Origin of the sequence: Xenorhabdus taiwanensis, from assembly GCF_036512875.1 — a bacterium.
Classification (GTDB): Bacteria; Pseudomonadota; Gammaproteobacteria; order Enterobacterales; family Enterobacteriaceae; genus Xenorhabdus; species Xenorhabdus taiwanensis.
Genome location: NZ_AP028978.1, coordinates 3,225,475 through 3,241,753, shown reverse-complemented (window position 1 = coordinate 3,241,753; position 16,279 = coordinate 3,225,475). Strand labels below are relative to the sequence as shown.

At 43.4% G+C, this 16,279-nt stretch carries 16 protein-coding genes; 4 read left to right on the top strand and 12 right to left on the bottom strand.

Features of this window, described 5'->3' with window-relative positions:
- Nucleotides 1-2: 2 nt before the first annotated feature.
- From ACE1SE_RS15035 to ACE1SE_RS15020, 4 genes are all read right to left on the bottom strand, one after another.
- Nucleotides 3-635, bottom strand: coding sequence for a response regulator (locus tag ACE1SE_RS15035; RefSeq protein ID WP_374051559.1), 633 nt, complete (start codon nucleotides 633-635; stop codon nucleotides 3-5).
- Nucleotides 636-1,344: 709 nt separating this feature from the next.
- Nucleotides 1,345-2,139, bottom strand: coding sequence for an adenosylmethionine decarboxylase (gene speD, locus ACE1SE_RS15030; protein ID WP_374051558.1), 795 nt, complete (start codon nucleotides 2,137-2,139; stop codon nucleotides 1,345-1,347).
- Nucleotides 2,140-2,167: 28 nt separating this feature from the next.
- Nucleotides 2,168-3,031, bottom strand: coding sequence for a polyamine aminopropyltransferase (gene speE, locus ACE1SE_RS15025; protein WP_374051557.1), 864 nt, complete (start codon nucleotides 3,029-3,031; stop codon nucleotides 2,168-2,170).
- A 131-nt stretch (nucleotides 3,032-3,162) separates the two neighbouring features.
- The gene (locus ACE1SE_RS15020; protein ID WP_374051556.1) at nucleotides 3,163-3,510 is read right to left on the bottom strand and encodes a YacC family pilotin-like protein; all 348 of its coding nucleotides are present in this window, start codon (nucleotides 3,508-3,510) and stop codon (nucleotides 3,163-3,165) included.
- A gap of 745 nt (nucleotides 3,511-4,255) precedes the next feature.
- Between ACE1SE_RS15020 and hpt the strand changes: the two genes are divergently transcribed.
- Nucleotides 4,256-4,795 (top strand): hypoxanthine phosphoribosyltransferase, encoded by a 540-nt coding sequence (gene hpt, locus ACE1SE_RS15015; RefSeq protein WP_074019160.1) that lies wholly within the window; start codon nucleotides 4,256-4,258, stop codon nucleotides 4,793-4,795.
- A gap of 69 nt (nucleotides 4,796-4,864) precedes the next feature.
- Here hpt and can read toward each other — a convergent pair whose 3' ends face one another.
- Nucleotides 4,865-5,518 carry a carbonate dehydratase gene (can, locus tag ACE1SE_RS15010; protein ID WP_374051555.1) on the bottom strand — a complete coding sequence of 218 codons (654 nt, stop codon included), beginning with the start codon at nucleotides 5,516-5,518 and terminating at the stop codon, nucleotides 4,865-4,867.
- A gap of 185 nt (nucleotides 5,519-5,703) precedes the next feature.
- Between can and ACE1SE_RS15005 the strand changes: the two genes are divergently transcribed.
- On the top strand, nucleotides 5,704-6,627 hold the full coding sequence (locus ACE1SE_RS15005) for an ABC transporter ATP-binding protein (RefSeq protein ID WP_374051554.1): 924 nt from the start codon (nucleotides 5,704-5,706) through the stop codon (nucleotides 6,625-6,627).
- A complete protein-coding gene (locus ACE1SE_RS15000) occupies nucleotides 6,627-7,397 on the top strand; it encodes an ABC transporter permease (protein WP_374051553.1) in 771 nt (256 codons plus the stop codon). Before ACE1SE_RS15005 ends, ACE1SE_RS15000 begins: the two co-directional genes overlap by 1 nt.
- Nucleotides 7,398-7,495: 98 nt before the next feature.
- On the opposite strand, the gene panC is transcribed toward ACE1SE_RS15000, so the two are convergent.
- The 7 genes from panC to sfsA all read right to left on the bottom strand — a co-directional run bounded on the left by panC (nucleotide 7,496) and on the right by sfsA (nucleotide 13,695).
- Nucleotides 7,496-8,353, bottom strand: coding sequence for a pantoate--beta-alanine ligase (panC, locus tag ACE1SE_RS14995; protein ID WP_374051552.1), 858 nt, complete (start codon nucleotides 8,351-8,353; stop codon nucleotides 7,496-7,498).
- 39 nt (nucleotides 8,354-8,392) lie between these two features.
- Complete coding sequence (gene panB / locus ACE1SE_RS14990; RefSeq protein WP_374051551.1) at nucleotides 8,393-9,184, bottom strand: 3-methyl-2-oxobutanoate hydroxymethyltransferase; 792 nt, start codon at nucleotides 9,182-9,184, stop codon at nucleotides 8,393-8,395.
- Between the two features lie 57 nt (nucleotides 9,185-9,241).
- A complete protein-coding gene (folK, locus tag ACE1SE_RS14985; RefSeq protein ID WP_374051550.1) occupies nucleotides 9,242-9,724 on the bottom strand; it encodes a 2-amino-4-hydroxy-6-hydroxymethyldihydropteridine diphosphokinase in 483 nt (160 codons plus the stop codon).
- 1 nt (nucleotide 9,725) lies between these two features.
- Nucleotides 9,726-11,087, bottom strand: a complete 1,362-nt coding sequence (pcnB, locus tag ACE1SE_RS14980; protein ID WP_374053683.1) for a polynucleotide adenylyltransferase PcnB — start codon at nucleotides 11,085-11,087, stop codon at nucleotides 9,726-9,728.
- A 308-nt stretch (nucleotides 11,088-11,395) separates the two neighbouring features.
- Nucleotides 11,396-12,277 (bottom strand): tRNA glutamyl-Q(34) synthetase GluQRS, encoded by an 882-nt coding sequence (gene gluQRS, locus ACE1SE_RS14975; RefSeq protein WP_374051549.1) that lies wholly within the window; start codon nucleotides 12,275-12,277, stop codon nucleotides 11,396-11,398.
- 56 nt (nucleotides 12,278-12,333) lie between these two features.
- The gene (gene dksA / locus ACE1SE_RS14970; protein WP_374051548.1) at nucleotides 12,334-12,789 is read right to left on the bottom strand and encodes an RNA polymerase-binding protein DksA; all 456 of its coding nucleotides are present in this window, start codon (nucleotides 12,787-12,789) and stop codon (nucleotides 12,334-12,336) included.
- Between the two features lie 195 nt (nucleotides 12,790-12,984).
- Complete coding sequence (gene sfsA, locus ACE1SE_RS14965) at nucleotides 12,985-13,695, bottom strand: DNA/RNA nuclease SfsA (RefSeq protein ID WP_374051547.1); 711 nt, start codon at nucleotides 13,693-13,695, stop codon at nucleotides 12,985-12,987.
- Between the two features lie 91 nt (nucleotides 13,696-13,786).
- Here sfsA and hrpB point away from each other — a divergent pair, with 91 nt between their 5' ends.
- On the top strand, nucleotides 13,787-16,258 hold the full coding sequence (gene hrpB / locus ACE1SE_RS14960; protein ID WP_374051546.1) for an ATP-dependent helicase HrpB: 2,472 nt from the start codon (nucleotides 13,787-13,789) through the stop codon (nucleotides 16,256-16,258).
- Nucleotides 16,259-16,279 lie beyond the last annotated feature (21 nt).

Sequence of the window (16,279 nt, the reverse complement as noted above, 5' to 3'; positions counted from 1 at the left end):
GATTAACTCGTCATAATGATTTGATTTTTGAGGGCATAATGAACTAGATCAATAGTAGTATTACATTGTAATTTATCTAAAATTCTGGCTCGATGGACATGAACTGTATTGTGACTAAGTTCAAGTTGCTCAGCAATCACTTTTACACTGCTCCCATTGACTAATAAGGTGAAAATTTCTCTTTCTCTTGGTGTCAGAGCGTGTAGTGCTGTAATTTCCTGAGGTTTTTGACGAAGTGCTTTCAGTGCATGAGCACAAAGATAAATGTTTCCTTGGTGGACTAACCGGACGGCTTGTACTAATTCCTCTGGCCCACAAAATTTCGTCAAATAACCTCGCGCACCTGAATCTAGCGCACTTTGTACAAGCGCAGCCGTGTCATAAATACTTAACATGATCGTACGAAAATTTGGGCAGGTGGGACGAATCCGGGTTAGAAGTTGCAGGCCACTTTCGTTGGGCATGGAGATATCCATGATAACGATATCAATCGTTTTTCTTAGTAAATCCGGCCATGCCTCAGCGGCACTGCTGTATTGACCAACGATGATAATATCATCTTCAAGAGTTAATAATTGGGCAAAACCTGAACGGACAACAACATGATCATCAATGAGAGCAATTTTTATAGTCATTTTTATTGTATGTTGTAGGGAGTTTTATTATAAATCATTTATATATCATAATGTTCATAAAATAAAATTCATGCAAATAAATAAACTAAATTTGTTAGTTAGATAACAGAATTTATTTTAAGACAGCCAAGCTATATTGATTTTAGTTGGTTATTATTATTTTTTATTGCCATTTTCATACCTCTATATCGTAATGATGAATTCTGTTTTCATTAATCCTCAATAACAAAATAAAAATATTCATTGATATTAAACGGTGTTTTTTTATTAAATGAAACTGGTGAATTTAATAAAGAAATTACACTGTGATTTTATGTGTTTTCATTATTATTTTTCAGAAAAACTACGCATAACACATCAAAGAAGGTCTTACAGATGAAAGCACTTATGATAATTGACATATTGAATGACTTCGTAACAGGTGTTCTTGCCAATGAAAAGGAAGCAATGGGAATTATTCCGCTGATCCAGCAAACGATTAATTATGCCAGAAATTAGCAAAACTGATTAATGATGCTCATCGTGCAGATGGCAGAGGAATAGGTATTTAGGGAAAACATGTTATGGAAGGAACGTGGAGAGATGCAGTTATAGCACCAAAATTATCACAAGTACTTCGTCAAAATAAAGAATGCTATGTTTGATAAAAAATGAATGACCGGCAGATTGATATTCTGCCAGTCAAATAGATCAGGTCGAATACAATTATCTATAGATCGGGTAAATTTCGACCGTAATAGATTTCCTGTATCTCTTTTTTAAGTAAACGGGTGACTTCTCTCTTTTCCGTTTCACTTAGTTCTTCCGCTGTAGTATTGAACAAATATTCATTCAGATCGAATTCTTTCAGCATCATTTTGGTATGGAAGAGATTTTCCTGAAAAATATTCACATCAATCATATGGTACTGAGATTGAATTTCTTCTGCCACATAATTCTGGATGGAGCTAATCTCATGGTCAATATAGTATTTTACGCCATTAATATCTCGGGTAAAACCACGAACGCGATAATCCATTGTGACAATGTCAGATTCCAATTTATAAATCAGATAATTCAGAGCATTAAGAGGAGAAATAACACCGCAGGTTGATACTTCAATATCTACCCTGAAGGTACATATACCATCATCTGGATGGCTTTCTGGATAAGTATGTACACAAATATGGCTCTTGTCCAAATGAGCGACGACAGAATCAGGGAGTAGCTCGGGGTTTTCCGTACTATCCATCAGCTTGACAGCAATGGGTTCTTCACTAATCAGAATGGTAACGCTCGCTCCTTTGGGGTCATAGTCTTGGCGAGCAATATTAAGAATATTTGCACCAATGATTGAACAGGTTTCACTGAGTATTTCAGTCAGGCGGGTTGCATTATACTGTTCATCAATGTACGCGATATAACTGTCGCGATCGGCTTTCGTTTTTGCATAACAGATGTCATAAATACAAAAACTCAAGCTTTTTGTTAGATTATTAAAGCCGTGCAATTTCAGTTTGCGCAATTTAGTTCACCTCCCGGTTAATGGGGGATTATTGGTTTCCAGATAGTGTATCCAGCAAGTATTGCGGTAGCGCAAAACTTCCTGCATGTACGGTTGGTGTGTAGTAACGGCAGGTTATGGCCACATCTTCAAAGCGTTGTTGTAGCGTTGTCAGAGGTACCTGACGCAAGGCAGAATTCTGGGTTGCCCATGCAAACGTCATGATCCCGCCATAATAGGTTGGGATGGCTGCCTGATAAAAACTGCTGTCAGTAAAATAGTGGCTTAACTTTTTATGGCTATTGGCGGCTTCATCTTGTTGAAGAAAACAGACACCGTTTTGAGCAACAAAAATGCCAGCTTCGTTTAAACAAGCAGCGCAGCCTGCATAAAATTCGGAAGTAAACAGGCTTTCACCTGGCCCGTCAGGATCAGTACAATCAGAAATGATGACATCAAATTTTTCAGATGTGGTTTTGACAAAATTAACACCGTCGTCAATCACCAGCTTGAAACGGGGATCGTTATAGGCTCCTGCGTTATGGTTTGGCAAATATTGGCGGCAGAATTCGACTACACCAGCATCAATTTCGACCATTGTAATACTGTCGAGATAGTGATGACGGCAAACTTCACGCAGCATCCCGCCATCACCACCGCCAATGATCAACACTTTTTTGGCCTGGCCGTGGGCAAATAGTGGTACATGAGCCATCATTTCATGATAGATAAACTCATCGCGCTCTGTGGTTTGAACTACACCATCAAGTGCCATGATGCGACCTAGTTCAGTATTTTCAAAAATAATGAGATCTTGATGCTCTGTTTTATCGTGATAAAGCACATTTTCAACTGCGAAATACTGACCGAAATTGGGATGCAACGTTTCATACCAAATTTCTTTTTGTGACATGTTCCGCTATTCCTCCATTGTGATATTCATCGGCATTGGGTGCACGTATTGGGTGCACATAGTAGCCAATTGTTCACATGGTTGTCACTTGGTTTCAACACGAAATTAACTTTTGAGGTGTTTAAAAAGCACTATTTTATATACGAGAGTAGACTGAGGGAGTTCTTTGCCAGAGAGCGGCATTTAACCTCATGGGGTAAGTTGATTTCCTTTAAGTCGTTGTAACCTAATTGATTTAGTTCTTTCATTAACTGGTTATTATAGTTACTGAGATCCCACTTGTTACGTTGAGCAAAATAAATAATTGTACGCTTAATTTGAAAATCTGGGATTTGGCTATAGCCACAGTCATGTTTTAGATAGATATAAACGGCTGTAAGATCGGCGAGATCTTCAGCTTCATTCTCAGACAGCGCTGTTGCTGGTTGAGCAAAACTAAACAGAACAAGAATGTACGTGAATAAGACAATTTTTTGCATAATTTCTATTATACTGGTTTTCTACCATTTTACTTAAATTAGCATATTAATATCTTTGATAGCTAAGATTTATTTACTTAATTTTAATAAAATTACCGTTTTTTCTACTAGTAAGCACGATATAAATAGTCACACTCATTTTTGGTTTTGATTTGTGATTATTTAAAAAAAATCAACTGGTTGTTTTTTCCCTCATCCTGACCGCATTTGAACCAGCGTCACGCGGTATCTGGATGAATATTTTAAACAATAACAATGGAGGTTTAGGCAAGCAGGGTAACCAAACAGCAGAGGGAGCTAGGGGAATTTCATATACAAGTTCCCTTTACGATTGACGGGCGTACATTCTTTTATGGTCAAACGGAGTCTAATCATAACTACTGGTTCATTCAGGAACTGTTCTAGGGAATGATAAACGCCAGTACCAACGTACTGGCGTAATTCAAGTTTGTTATCTCTTGTATATCTCTTATCAGCAATCACTATCTAATACATGACTCACGCTAATACGAGCGTGTAGCCGCATTCACCTCAAATCCCTATTGGTAGGTAGTCATAGATTCAACCCTTCTTTTACTGTAGGTGATGAATTCTGATATGCTTTGCAAAATATTTTGTTCTCATGTTTTCTTATGTGTGCGTGTGCGTATTTGTGCGGCGAACTGTGTATCAACCGGTGTATCAGTTTAAAAAGTTACCACATAACCTGACATGAATTTGTTATTAGAAATAAATGGTTATATTAATGAAGAAACATATTGTAGAAGTGATGATCTCCGAACAGGAGGTTAAGCAACGTATTGCTGAGCTGGGACAACAAATTACAGCGCACTATCGTAATAGCGATCGTGAATTAGTGTTAGTTGGCCTGCTGAGAGGATCGTTTATCTTTATGGCCGATTTATGTCGTGAAATTCAGGTTCCTCATGAAGTGGATTTTATGACTGCATCCAGTTATGGCAATGAGATGAGTTCTACCCGTGATGTGAAAATTCTCAAGGATCTGGATGAAGACATTCGTGGTAAAGATGTGTTGATCGTTGAAGATATTATTGACTCAGGCAATACACTGAACAAAATCCGTGAGATTCTCGCACTGCGTGAACCTAATTCACTGGCAATTTGTACTTTGTTGAACAAACCATCGCGTCGTGAAGTCGATGTGCCAGTTGAGTGGATTGGTTATTCAATTGAAGATAAATTTGTCGTCGGTTACGGCATTGATTATGCACAGCATTATCGCCATCTGCCTTATATCGGACATGTCACCTTGCTAGAAGATTAATATTGAGTGAGCAAATGGCAGCCTTTCTGCTGCCATTTATTTCTAATTAATAGGTTGTCTTTCGGACGGTTATCTGGTCTGGGATAACTTGGAAACAGCCTGACGGTAATTGAGTTCCAACTTTTCACGGCTGTCGGCTGTAATATCCAGATCATGTAACTCACCATCCTTCAAACCATATACCCAACCGTGAATCATCACTTTCTGCCCGCGTTTCCATGCGGATTGCATAATGGTTGAGTGACCAAGGTTGTAAACCTGTTCAATGACATTCAATTCACACAGGCGATTCAGCCTGTCGTTAGGAGGTAACTCACCAAGCATGGAACTGTGTTTGTACCACAAATCACGGATATGGAGCAGCCAGTTATTGATTAAGCCCAATTCAGTACCATCCACGGCAGCTTCAATACCGCCACAACCGTAGTGACCACAGATGATGATGTGTTCAACCTGCAAAACATCAACGGCATATTGTACAACAGATAAACAGTTTAAATCGGTATGGATAACGAGGTTAGCGACGTTTCGATGAACAAAAAGATCACCGGGGGCTGCATCAATCAGTTTTTCGGCAGGTACTCGGCTATCAGAGCAGCCTATCCACAGAAAATGAGGTTTTTGCGCTTTTGATAATTCCTTGAAAAAAACTGGGTTTTCTTCGTTTACGGATTTTGACCACTGTTTGTTCCTGGCAAACAGCTCTTCAATTTTTCTCATCATAACTAATAGCCTGATAACATTTTTGAGATAGAATCATATACAACATTAATTGAGAATTTAATATTTAATTAAAGAATGTTTTTTATTTTACCCCCTGCCATCGCTAAGAAATAGGGGGAAAATAATGGCATAATTTCTATTTTTCAGCAGTCAGAACTAGCAAATAATAAAGGTATTTTTTACTTATGGCTTACGCATTGGAATTGAGGCAGCTCACGAAAGTCTATGAGAGTGGAGTCAAAGCGCTGCGGGGAATTGATTTACGTGTAGATGCAGGCGATTTCTACGCGCTTTTGGGGCCAAATGGTGCAGGAAAATCCACCACGATAGGTATTATTAGTTCTTTGGTTAATAAAAGTGGGGGTAAGGTTAAGGTCTTTGGCTACGATATCGATACGGATCTCGTTAATGCCAAACGGCAGCTTGGCCTTGTTCCACAGGAATTTAATTTCAACCCATTCGAGACGGTGATTCAGATTGTATTAAACCAGGCGGGATATTATGGTGTCCCGCGCAATGTGGCACAAGAAAGGGCGGAAACCTACCTGACTCAATTGGATCTATGGGAAAAGCGCAACGAGCGTGCAATTCGTTTATCTGGTGGTATGAAACGGCGTTTAATGATTGCCCGTGCCTTAATGCACCAGCCAAAATTGTTGATTCTTGATGAACCTACAGCGGGAGTGGATATCGAACTGCGCCGATCTATGTGGGAATTTTTGAAAGAATTGAATGCGCAGGGAACCACGATCATCTTGACGACCCACTATCTTGAAGAAGCTGAGATGCTGTGCCGTAACATCGGTATTATCCAGCATGGTGAGCTGGTGGAAAACACAAGCATGAAAAACCTGCTTAGCCAACTTGAAAGTGAAACATTCTTGCTGGATTTATTACCAAAAGAAGCAAATCCTGTTGTTGAAGGCTACGACTACCGTTTGATTGATGCAGTAACACTGGAAGTGGATGTGAAACGTGGGCAGGGATTAAATGATGTTTTCTCCCAGTTAAGTACGCAGGGGATACAAATCAGCAGTATGCGTAATAAAGCGAATCGTCTGGAAGAGCTGTTTGTCGGATTAACCAATAACAATCAAGGAGGTCGATAATGATCCAACTATATTGGGTGGCACTGAAAACCATTTGGATTAAAGAGGTTACCCGTTTTGGTCGTATTTGGGTACAGACATTACTGCCGCCTGTGATCACTATGTCCCTCTATTTCGTTATCTTCGGCAATCTGGTCGGTTCCCGCATTGGCGAAATGGGGGGAGTTGGTTATATGCAGTTTATTGTGCCTGGATTGATCATGATGTCAGTGATCACCAACTCTTACGCTAACGTTTCCTCATCTTTCTTTGGTGCTAAGTTCCAGCGCAGCATTGAAGAAGTGCTGGTTGCTCCGGTTCCGACTCATGTCATCATTGCTGGATTTATTGGCGGAGGGGTAGCTCGTGGGGTATGCGTTGGCATTCTGGTGACATTGGTTTCCCTATTATTTGTACCGTTACAGATACATTCATGGGGAATGGTGGTGATCACTTTGCTGGCAACGTCGATCCTATTTTCATTAGCGGGGCTATTGAATGCCATTTTTGCGAAAACATTCGATGATATTAGTATCATCCCAACATTTGTTCTGACTCCGTTGACCTATTTGGGGGGCGTATTCTATTCCCTTACCCTGTTACCTACTTTTTGGCAGGTAGTGTCAAAGCTTAATCCGATCGTCTATATGATCAGTGGCTTCCGTTATGGTTTTCTCGGTATTATGGATGTTTCTCTGGCGATGACATTAGGTATGTTGGGGATCTTCATTGTTGGATTTTATGTCTTGGCCTGGTATCTCATTGAATCAGGGCGAGGGCTAAGAACTTAGTCGCCAAAATTTAATACTCCGCCGTTGATTACGGCGGAATAGGCACAACAAACAGTGTAGCGGTCAAGAAGTTTCGGACACATATCCCACAATTAAAATCAATCAACCAAATCAACCTGCTGATTATCAATCAGTCGTGTTTGTCCCAACCAGGCAGCCATCAGGATCACCGCTTTTTTACTCTGTGCTGTTAATGGCATCAGGTTTTCTGCATCACGGATAAATAACTCATCCGGCATAAAGCCTTCTTCCCGTAAATGTGCAGATGCCAGTTCAATGAGTCGCTCAGTATCGCGTTCGCCATTTTTCAGCTTTTCTGCCATAGATTGCATAATTTTGTTCAGCAAAGGCGCCGTTTTTTTCTCTTCAGTGGACAGAAGACTATTACGTGAGCTTAGCGCCAATCCATTTTTATCACGGGTTATCGGCACGGAAACCAATGTAATATCGTAAGCCATATCGGCAATCATTTTGCGGATAATCTGTAATTGCTGGAAATCTTTTTCGCCGAAATAGACCAGATCGGGCTGGATCAGGTTAAACAATTTGCTGACAACAGTAGTAACGCCACGGAAATGTCCTGGTCGGCTGGCGCCTTCAAGGATATGAGAGAGTTCTGGTACTTCGGTAAAAGTTTGATTGCCATTTAAACCGTGTGGGTACATCTCGTTAGCAGTAGGGGCGAATACCAATTCGACGTTGCGACGGCTCAGTTTTTCGCAATCTTCCTGCAAGGTTCGAGGATAATTGACCAGATCGTCTTCTCGATCAAATTGCATCGGATTGACGAAGATACTGACGATAACGACGTCAGCCTGTGCTTTGGCGGTATCAACTAACGCCATGTGGCCATCATGCAGGTTTCCCATCGTAGGGACGAAGGCAATACGTTTGCCCGCCTGGCGCCAGCGACGGATTTCTCGGCGTAAAATTGGGATCGTTTCTATAATCAGCATTGCTGTACTCCTTTAATTAGTCGTCATGCTGGAGAATAATCAATTGAATGAGTGTGTCTGGTCGGGATAGACGCCGCTTTCTACTTGTTCAATATATAGACGGATGGCATCCCTTATATTGCCAGTTTCTTTGAGGAAGTCTTTGGCAAATTTGGGTGGTCTTGCGGTAATACCCAAGGCATCATGCATAACCAGAATTTGACCGTCAGTCATATTGCCTGCTCCGATGCCAATAACCGGAATGTCCAGTGCTTCAGTGATACGCTGCGCCAGTGCAGTCGGAACACATTCTAACACCAGAAGTTGCATACCGGCTTTTTCCAAGGCAATAGCATCGTTGAATAATTTCTGGGCTGAGGGTTCATCACGCCCCTGAACTTTATAGCCACCGAGTACATTGACTGATTGTGGCGTCAGACCTAAATGACCGCAAACGGGGACGGCACGCTCAGCCAGCATTTTGACGGTATCACATAGCCAGTCTCCACCTTCAATTTTGACCATATTGGCACCAGAACGCATCAGTGCAGCCGCATTGTCAAAACTTTGTTCGGGGGTTGCGTAGCTCATGAAAGGCATATCCGCGATGAGAAAAGCATGAGAGCTGCCAGCGCGAACACTTCGGGTGTGGTAAGAGATATCTTCAACGGTAACAGGCAGGGTAGAGTCAAATCCCTGTATGGTCATGCCAAGTGAATCACCAATGAGCATGACGTTAATGCCTTGTTCGGCGAAAAGGTGGGCGAAACTGGCATCATAAGCGGTGATGGTTGCAAATTTGCGCTTTTCTTTTTTTAACTGACTTAGATCAGCCAGAGTTGTTGGTTTCATTATTCTCTCCTGAATAGTTATACCCTCTATTTTTCAAGTTGCCTCTCTACTACAAACTTATAACCAAAGTGTCAGGCCATTTTCTGGAACTTTTTTTAATTGCTCTGTCAGGGGTTCTCCATCGGGAAACACAAGGTCTGGTGCAATTTCGGCAAGTGGATAAAGCATGAATTCACGCTGTTTTAACCCATAATGGGGAACCGTCAAGCGTTCGGTATTGATGATGTGATTACCAAACAGCATGATATCCAAATCGAGCGTTCTCGGCCCCCAGCGTTCATCCTTGCGAACGCGTCCTTGTTCCAGTTCGATCGCCTGAGTGTGATCAAGCAATGTTTCTGGTGATAACCTGGTTTCCAATGCAACAGCAAGGTTGAGGTAATCTGGTTGATCCTGTGGCCCCATTGGTTTGGTTCGGTAAAAAGATGATCGAACAATAAAAGTGGTATCAGGGATCTTTTTCAGGGCAGCAAGTGCATTATTGACTTGCTGCAAAGGGTCAGCCAGGTTACTGCCAATGGCGATATAGGTTCGAGTCATATTAATAACCGTTATTCCTGTTCTGGCGAATGCGTCCACCATGGCGGGGGCGTGTCCTGCGGCGAATGGATTCGCTGCCCAGATCGGATATCATTTTGCGCTGTTGTGATGATGTTGACTGTTGGAATTCAGTCCACCACTGTACCAGCTCTCTCAGTTCATGGCGTGGTTCAATGCTGGCGCGCAATTCCAGTAAATCATATGCAGCACGGAACTTCGGATGTTCCATTAATTTATTCGCTCGTTTTCCTTGACGGCGCGGCAAACGAAGCTGAAGTAACCAGATATCGCGCATGGTTGTGGTATGGCGTTTCGGGATCGCAATGGAGCGGCACTGTTCATCAAGAATATCATTCATTGCTAACGCAAAGGCGTCGTAATACTGTAATCCGCCTTCCTGTGTCAGTTTTTCCGCATGTTCAATCAATGGATACCACAGCATGACCGCAAATAAGAAAGCGGGATTCACTCTCTTGTCACTTTGTAAGCGAAAATCGGTATTTTTCAGCACTTGTGCCAACAGCTTTTCCATTGACGAATCACCACGTTGGGTGAAACCCGGTTGAATAAGCGGAAATAATGGCTGGAACAGATGATATTCGCGCAGCAGCTTATAAGTCTTGTAACCCTGTCCTGTCTGTAACAGTTTCAGAGATTCTTCGAACAGACGTGCCGCTGGAATATCTTTCAACAGAAATGCAAGGCGCGGGATAGGTTCAGCGGTAGCTGGCTCGATAGTCATATCCAGTTTGCTGGCAAAACGGACAGCCCGCAGCATACGCACGGGGTCTTCCCGATAGCGCGTTTCTGGATCACCAATCAGGCGAATGATACCTGCATTCAGATCAGCCATTCCACCAACGTAATCCCGCAGTGAGAAATCTTCAATGCCATAATAGAGGCTATTGATCGTGAAATCGCGACGAACCGCATCTTCTTCTACTGAACCAAAAATATTATCCCGCAGTAACATGCCGCTTTGGGCTTTATGTGACTGGTTGCGGTCATTGTTTTCAATTTGATCATGTGGTCCGCGGAAGGTGGCAACTTCAATTACATCAGGGCCAAACATGATATGGGCAAGGCGAAAACGGCGTCCGACAAGGCGACAGTTACGGAACAGTTGACGAACTTGTTCAGGTGTAGCGTTGGTTGCTATATCAAAATCTTTGGGTTTTTTGTGCAGCAGTAGATCACGAACTCCGCCACCGACCAGATAAGCTTCAAAACCTGATTTATTGAGGCGGTACAGAACCTTCAAAGCATTATCACTGATGTCCTTGCGTGAAATTGGGTGCTGCTCGCGTGGGATCACCGTGATCGGGGAGTCCGAAGGCATTGCCCTTACGGATTTTTTCTTCATTTTGTCGTTTTCGGCATGTGATGAAGATGAATGATTCCCTCTGCGACGTTTACGCAAAGGACTGCTCTCTGTTTGAGCAGAATGGTCAGATACGGTGACTGGCCTTTCACTGACTGCCGGTGTGACGCGCTTTGTTCTGTGATCGCGGATTAATAAATTACGGCAGAAAGTGGCTACTCGGTTAAAAATGGTACACCTCGGTAGTGACTGATCAATTAAAACAAAAAACAGCCGCCAATCATAACTTACTGGACATTTTTTGAGAATGCTTACAGTATCAATAGAAAGACTTTATTTAACTTAGTCTATTAGCTAGATTTTTTTGGCGGAACCGCGTTTATATTCCAACCGACGATAGCCTGCTGTAGCAGTTGATCTGTCGTGAGATCCTGCCAGCCTGCGATAGTAGGCTGATTTAAAAATGATAACGCATCAATAAGCAATGGCCTTGGATCGCCCAATGGGATCGGCTGGGCATGATTTTGCTTAGAAAGTTTATTTCCCTCTTTATTTAGCACGAGAGGTAAATGCACATAATCTGGTGTTGCAAAATTCAAATGCTGGTACAGAGAAAGCTGACGAACCGTGGGTTCAATTAAATCAGCTCCTCTGACAATTTCAGTGACACCTTGATAGTTATCATCAATAACAACGACAAGATTATAGGCAAATAAACTGTCTTTGCGATAAATAATGAAATCTTCCTCAGCCATTTTCGTGGGCACAGTGATATGGCCTTGCAGTTTATCGTAAAAACCGTAAATCGGATGGTGCTGTTTTAGACGAATTGCTGCGTTGTGAGCTGGCAGAGGTAAATGTCGGCAGTGACCATCATAAAAGCCGCCTAGTTGTTGGATGCGTTGGCGGGTGCAGGTGCAATAATAGCTGCCTCCTTGCTGTTTTAATTGATCGAGGATGGCACGGTAAGCGTCATGACGCTGAGATTGATAGAGTACCTCACCATCCCAGTAAAGCCCATAATGCTCAAGGGCTTGCAATATCCGCTTGTCTGCTCCGGGAACTTCCCGTGGGGGATCAATATCATCAATACGCATCAGCCATTTTCCGTGACAGGCACGGGCTTGCAGATAACTACCTAGTGCAGTTACCAGAGAACCAAAATGGAGATCGCCGGAAGGAGAGGGAGCAAAACGCCCAATATATAACGAGGAGTGTCCAGATTGAGTCATAGTAGATTCAACATAGGGGCATACGGCGCATTTAGCGCCGTACTTAACCCTATTGGTTAGCCAGCCATTTGTTTTTCACGAATTTCGGCCAACGTCTTGCAGTCAATACATAAATCGGCTGTTGGGCGAGCTTCTAAACGGCGGATGCCGATTTCAATTCCACAGGCCTCACAATAGCCAAAGTCTTCGTCTTCGACCTTTTTCAGCGTTTTTTCGATCTTTTTGATCAACTTACGCTCACGATCCCGATTACGTAATTCAAGACTGAACTCTTCTTCTTGCGCCGCACGGTCAACTGGATCAGGGAAGTTTGCTGCCTCATCTTGCATATGAGATACAGTACGGTCTACTTCATCCCTGAGTTGATTGCGCCATGCTTCCAGAATCAGCTTGAAATGCTTTAACTGGGCATCGTTCATGTATTCTTCGCCTGGCTTTTCCTGGTAAGGTTCTACCCCAGCGATGGCGAGAATGCTCAAGGACGAGGTTTTACGTTTTTGCCCTTCTTGCATAATGCTTCTCCTTACACACGCACTATCAAACGACCCCCCGATTAAGAGGGGAAAAAAATAGGCCGCTATAAATAGCAGATGACTGCGAGGTTGGCAATTGTTCCTGCCATTAGTTTTGCAATGGTGTGAAGGCAGACATGTTTACTGCCTAAATATGTTGCAAAACCCCTCTCGTCAGTATGATTTGTTTACAAATTATCCCATTGATACGAAAGGTAATTTGTTACTTAGAACCATTCCGTTTTCTGTCATGCTGGCCTTATAACAGATTACTTCGACCCCAGATTGGCATGCTTGTTCCAAAAGAACAGCATAATCATGGTCAATATGTTTTGCTGCTGCAACCTGACTGATCCCAGAATGTAAAACAGCAAATAATAAAACAGCGCGCTGGCCTTGTTGTGCTATCAATGATAGCTCACGTAAATGTTTTTGCCCTCGAATTGTGACAGCATCAGGAAAATATCCATAATTTTCTTGTAATAATGTAACTGACTTGACTTCAATATAGCAGTTAACATTTTGTTTTGATTGTAATAATAAATCTATACGACTTTTCTCTTTTCCATAGCTAATTTCACGACTCATGTGCTCATATCCAGATAATTCTGAAATGATATTTTTTTCAATAGCTTGATAAGCCAGGTCATTGGCTCTAAGGGTATTGACACAAATCCAGTGACTATCTTGAGTTTGCGTTAATTCCCAGCTATTAGGATATTTGCGTTTGGGATTATCGGATGTGGAATACCACACAGTATCCCCTGGCGTGGCACATCCTGTCATAGCACCTGTATTGGCACAGTGTATGGTGAGTGTTTCTCCTTCTGGCGTGAGGACATCCGCCAGAAAGCGTTTATAGCGGCGGATTAAGGTAGCAGGCTTCAGGGGAGGTGAAAATTCCATAAACTTTCCTTCATAACCCGTGGGCGAATGAAATCAAAGGCGCTAATGCTACAATGGCATCCATTGAAAGTTAATTCATTATGGTGATCCTTTGTCATTACCTATTTGTGACTTCTTACCCATTTATGATGTAGTGGAGTCCGTTATTGCTGCATTGCAAACGTCGAAGCAAGTGTTATTACATGCGCCAACGGGAGCGGGAAAATCGACCGGATTGCCATTGGCGATTTTACATCAGGCACAGTTTTCTGGGCGCATTATTATTCTGGAACCGCGGCGTATTGCTGCACGTAGTGTGGCTGAGCGTCTTGCCGAACAATTCAATGAGCCTGTTGGTATGACTATAGGCTACCGGATGCGTTCAGAAACTAAAGTCAGTGCTGCAACACGGCTTGAAGTTGTGACCGAAGGGATTCTGACGCGTATGCTGCAACAAGATCCTGAACTGAGCGGTGTCTCTCTCGTCATCCTTGATGAATTTCATGAACGTAGCTTACAGGCCGATCTTGCATTGGCATTGTTGCTGGATGTACAGGAAGGGTTGCGCGATGACCTGCGTATTCTGGTGATGTCGGCAACATTGGATAACCAGCGCCTTTCTGCTTTATTACCCGATGCGCCTGTGATTGTGTCAGAAGGACGTAGTTATCCGGTAATGAGGTCATATCATCCACTTCCCTCTCATCAACCTTTTGAACAATCAGTTGCATCAGCGGTATTGCGGTTATTGCAGCAGGAGACGGGATCGTTGTTGCTGTTTCTGCCCGGTGTTGGTGAAATTCAGCGGGTGTTGTCGCAATTAGCAGGCAAGATCAATGACGATACGCTGTTGTGTCCATTATATGGTGCATTGTCGTTGGCAGAACAACGCAAGGCAATAACGCCAGCGCCAGTGGGGATGCGTAAAGTTGTTCTGGCTACCAATATTGCCGAAACCAGTTTGACGATTGAAGGTATCCGGTTAGTCGTAGACAGCGGACTGGAACGATCTGGCCGATTTGAACCGAAGAGTGGCCTGACGCGTTTGATTACCCAACGCATCAGCCAGGCATCTATGGTTCAGCGGGCAGGGCGGGCGGGACGATTAGAGCCCGGTATCTGTTGGCACTTATTTAGTCAGGATCAGGCCGAAAGAGCCAGAGAGTACAGCGAGCCGGAGATCTTACATTCAGATCTCAGTGGATTACTGCTCTCTTTATTGCAGTGGGGATGCCGTGACAGCACCCACCTTCATTGGCTGGATAATCCACCCCAACCCGCATTAGCGGTAGCGAGATCTCTGTTGCTGCGTCTGGGGGCGTTGGACGATAACCTGCAACTGACTGCCCGTGGTTGGCAAATGGCAGAATTCGGTAGTGAACCGCGGTTGGCAGCAATATTGTGTTCAGCCAAGGAGAGCGAAAGTAAAGAAGGCGAAGGCTGTGCAGCATTGATAACAGCAGCGAAATTAATTGCCATTCTGGAAGAACCCCCACGTCGTGGACAGCCTGATCTTCTCTATTGGATGACGACGAATCAGCGTCATTGGCAGCAGAGGGCCAATCAGCTCGTCAGGAATTTTGCAAGCCATGCTAAGAACCTCAGATTGGATCTTGTACCTGAACTATTGGTACAGGGTTTCCCAGATCGGATTGCCAAAAACCGCGATAACCTTGGGCGTTTTCAGTTAGCCAATGGCTTGGGGGTGGCACTGGAACGTGAAGAGCCGCTTGCGGGAGAAGCCTGGTTGGTGGCTCCCTCGTTACAGCAAGGAAGTAGCCAGCCTGAGGCACGGGTTTTACTTGCTTGTCCGTTGGACATTGAACAGGCCATAAAACAGCACCCTCTTCTGTTTACTGAACATACAACTGTAGAGTGGGATGATAGTAAAGGTTCGTTACGGGCGTGGAAGCGTTTGCAATGTGGGCGATTAATTGTCAAAGCCCAGCCATTGGCAAAACCTTCGGCATCGGAATTACAGGAAGCCTTGCTGAATTGGGTCAGGCAGGAAGGATTATCGGCATTGAATTGGTCACAGGAAGCGTTGCAGTTGCGCATTCGCCTGCAAAGGGCAACAGAATGGTTACCGGAGGTAGAATGGCCTGCAATTGATGACGAAGCGTTGTTGAACTCCCTTGAACAGTGGTTGCTTCCTGCCTTGGAGGGTGTTGATGACTTGAAAGGCTTGCGCCAGATTGAACTATCCTCCTGTTTAATAGGATTACTTGATTGGCAGCAACGGCAAATACTGGATAATGAATTGCCTACTAATTACACTGTGCCAACTGGAAGCAGGATCACTATCCAGTATTTCCATGATAAACCTCCTGCACTGGCAGTGAGAATGCAGGAAATGTACGGAGAACAGCAAAATCCAGTATTGGCGAAAGGACGGGTTCCGGTTGTCATTGAGTTGTTATCTCCTGCCCATCGTCCATTACAGATCACGCAAGACCTCGCCGCGTTTTGGCAGGGATCTTATCGTGAGGTGCAAAAAGAGATGAAAGGGCGTTACCCCAAACACTTATGGCCTGATGATCCTGCCAACACGGCACCGACCAGGCGTGTGAAAAAACAGATGTAATTGTTTCAGTTAATTAATAAA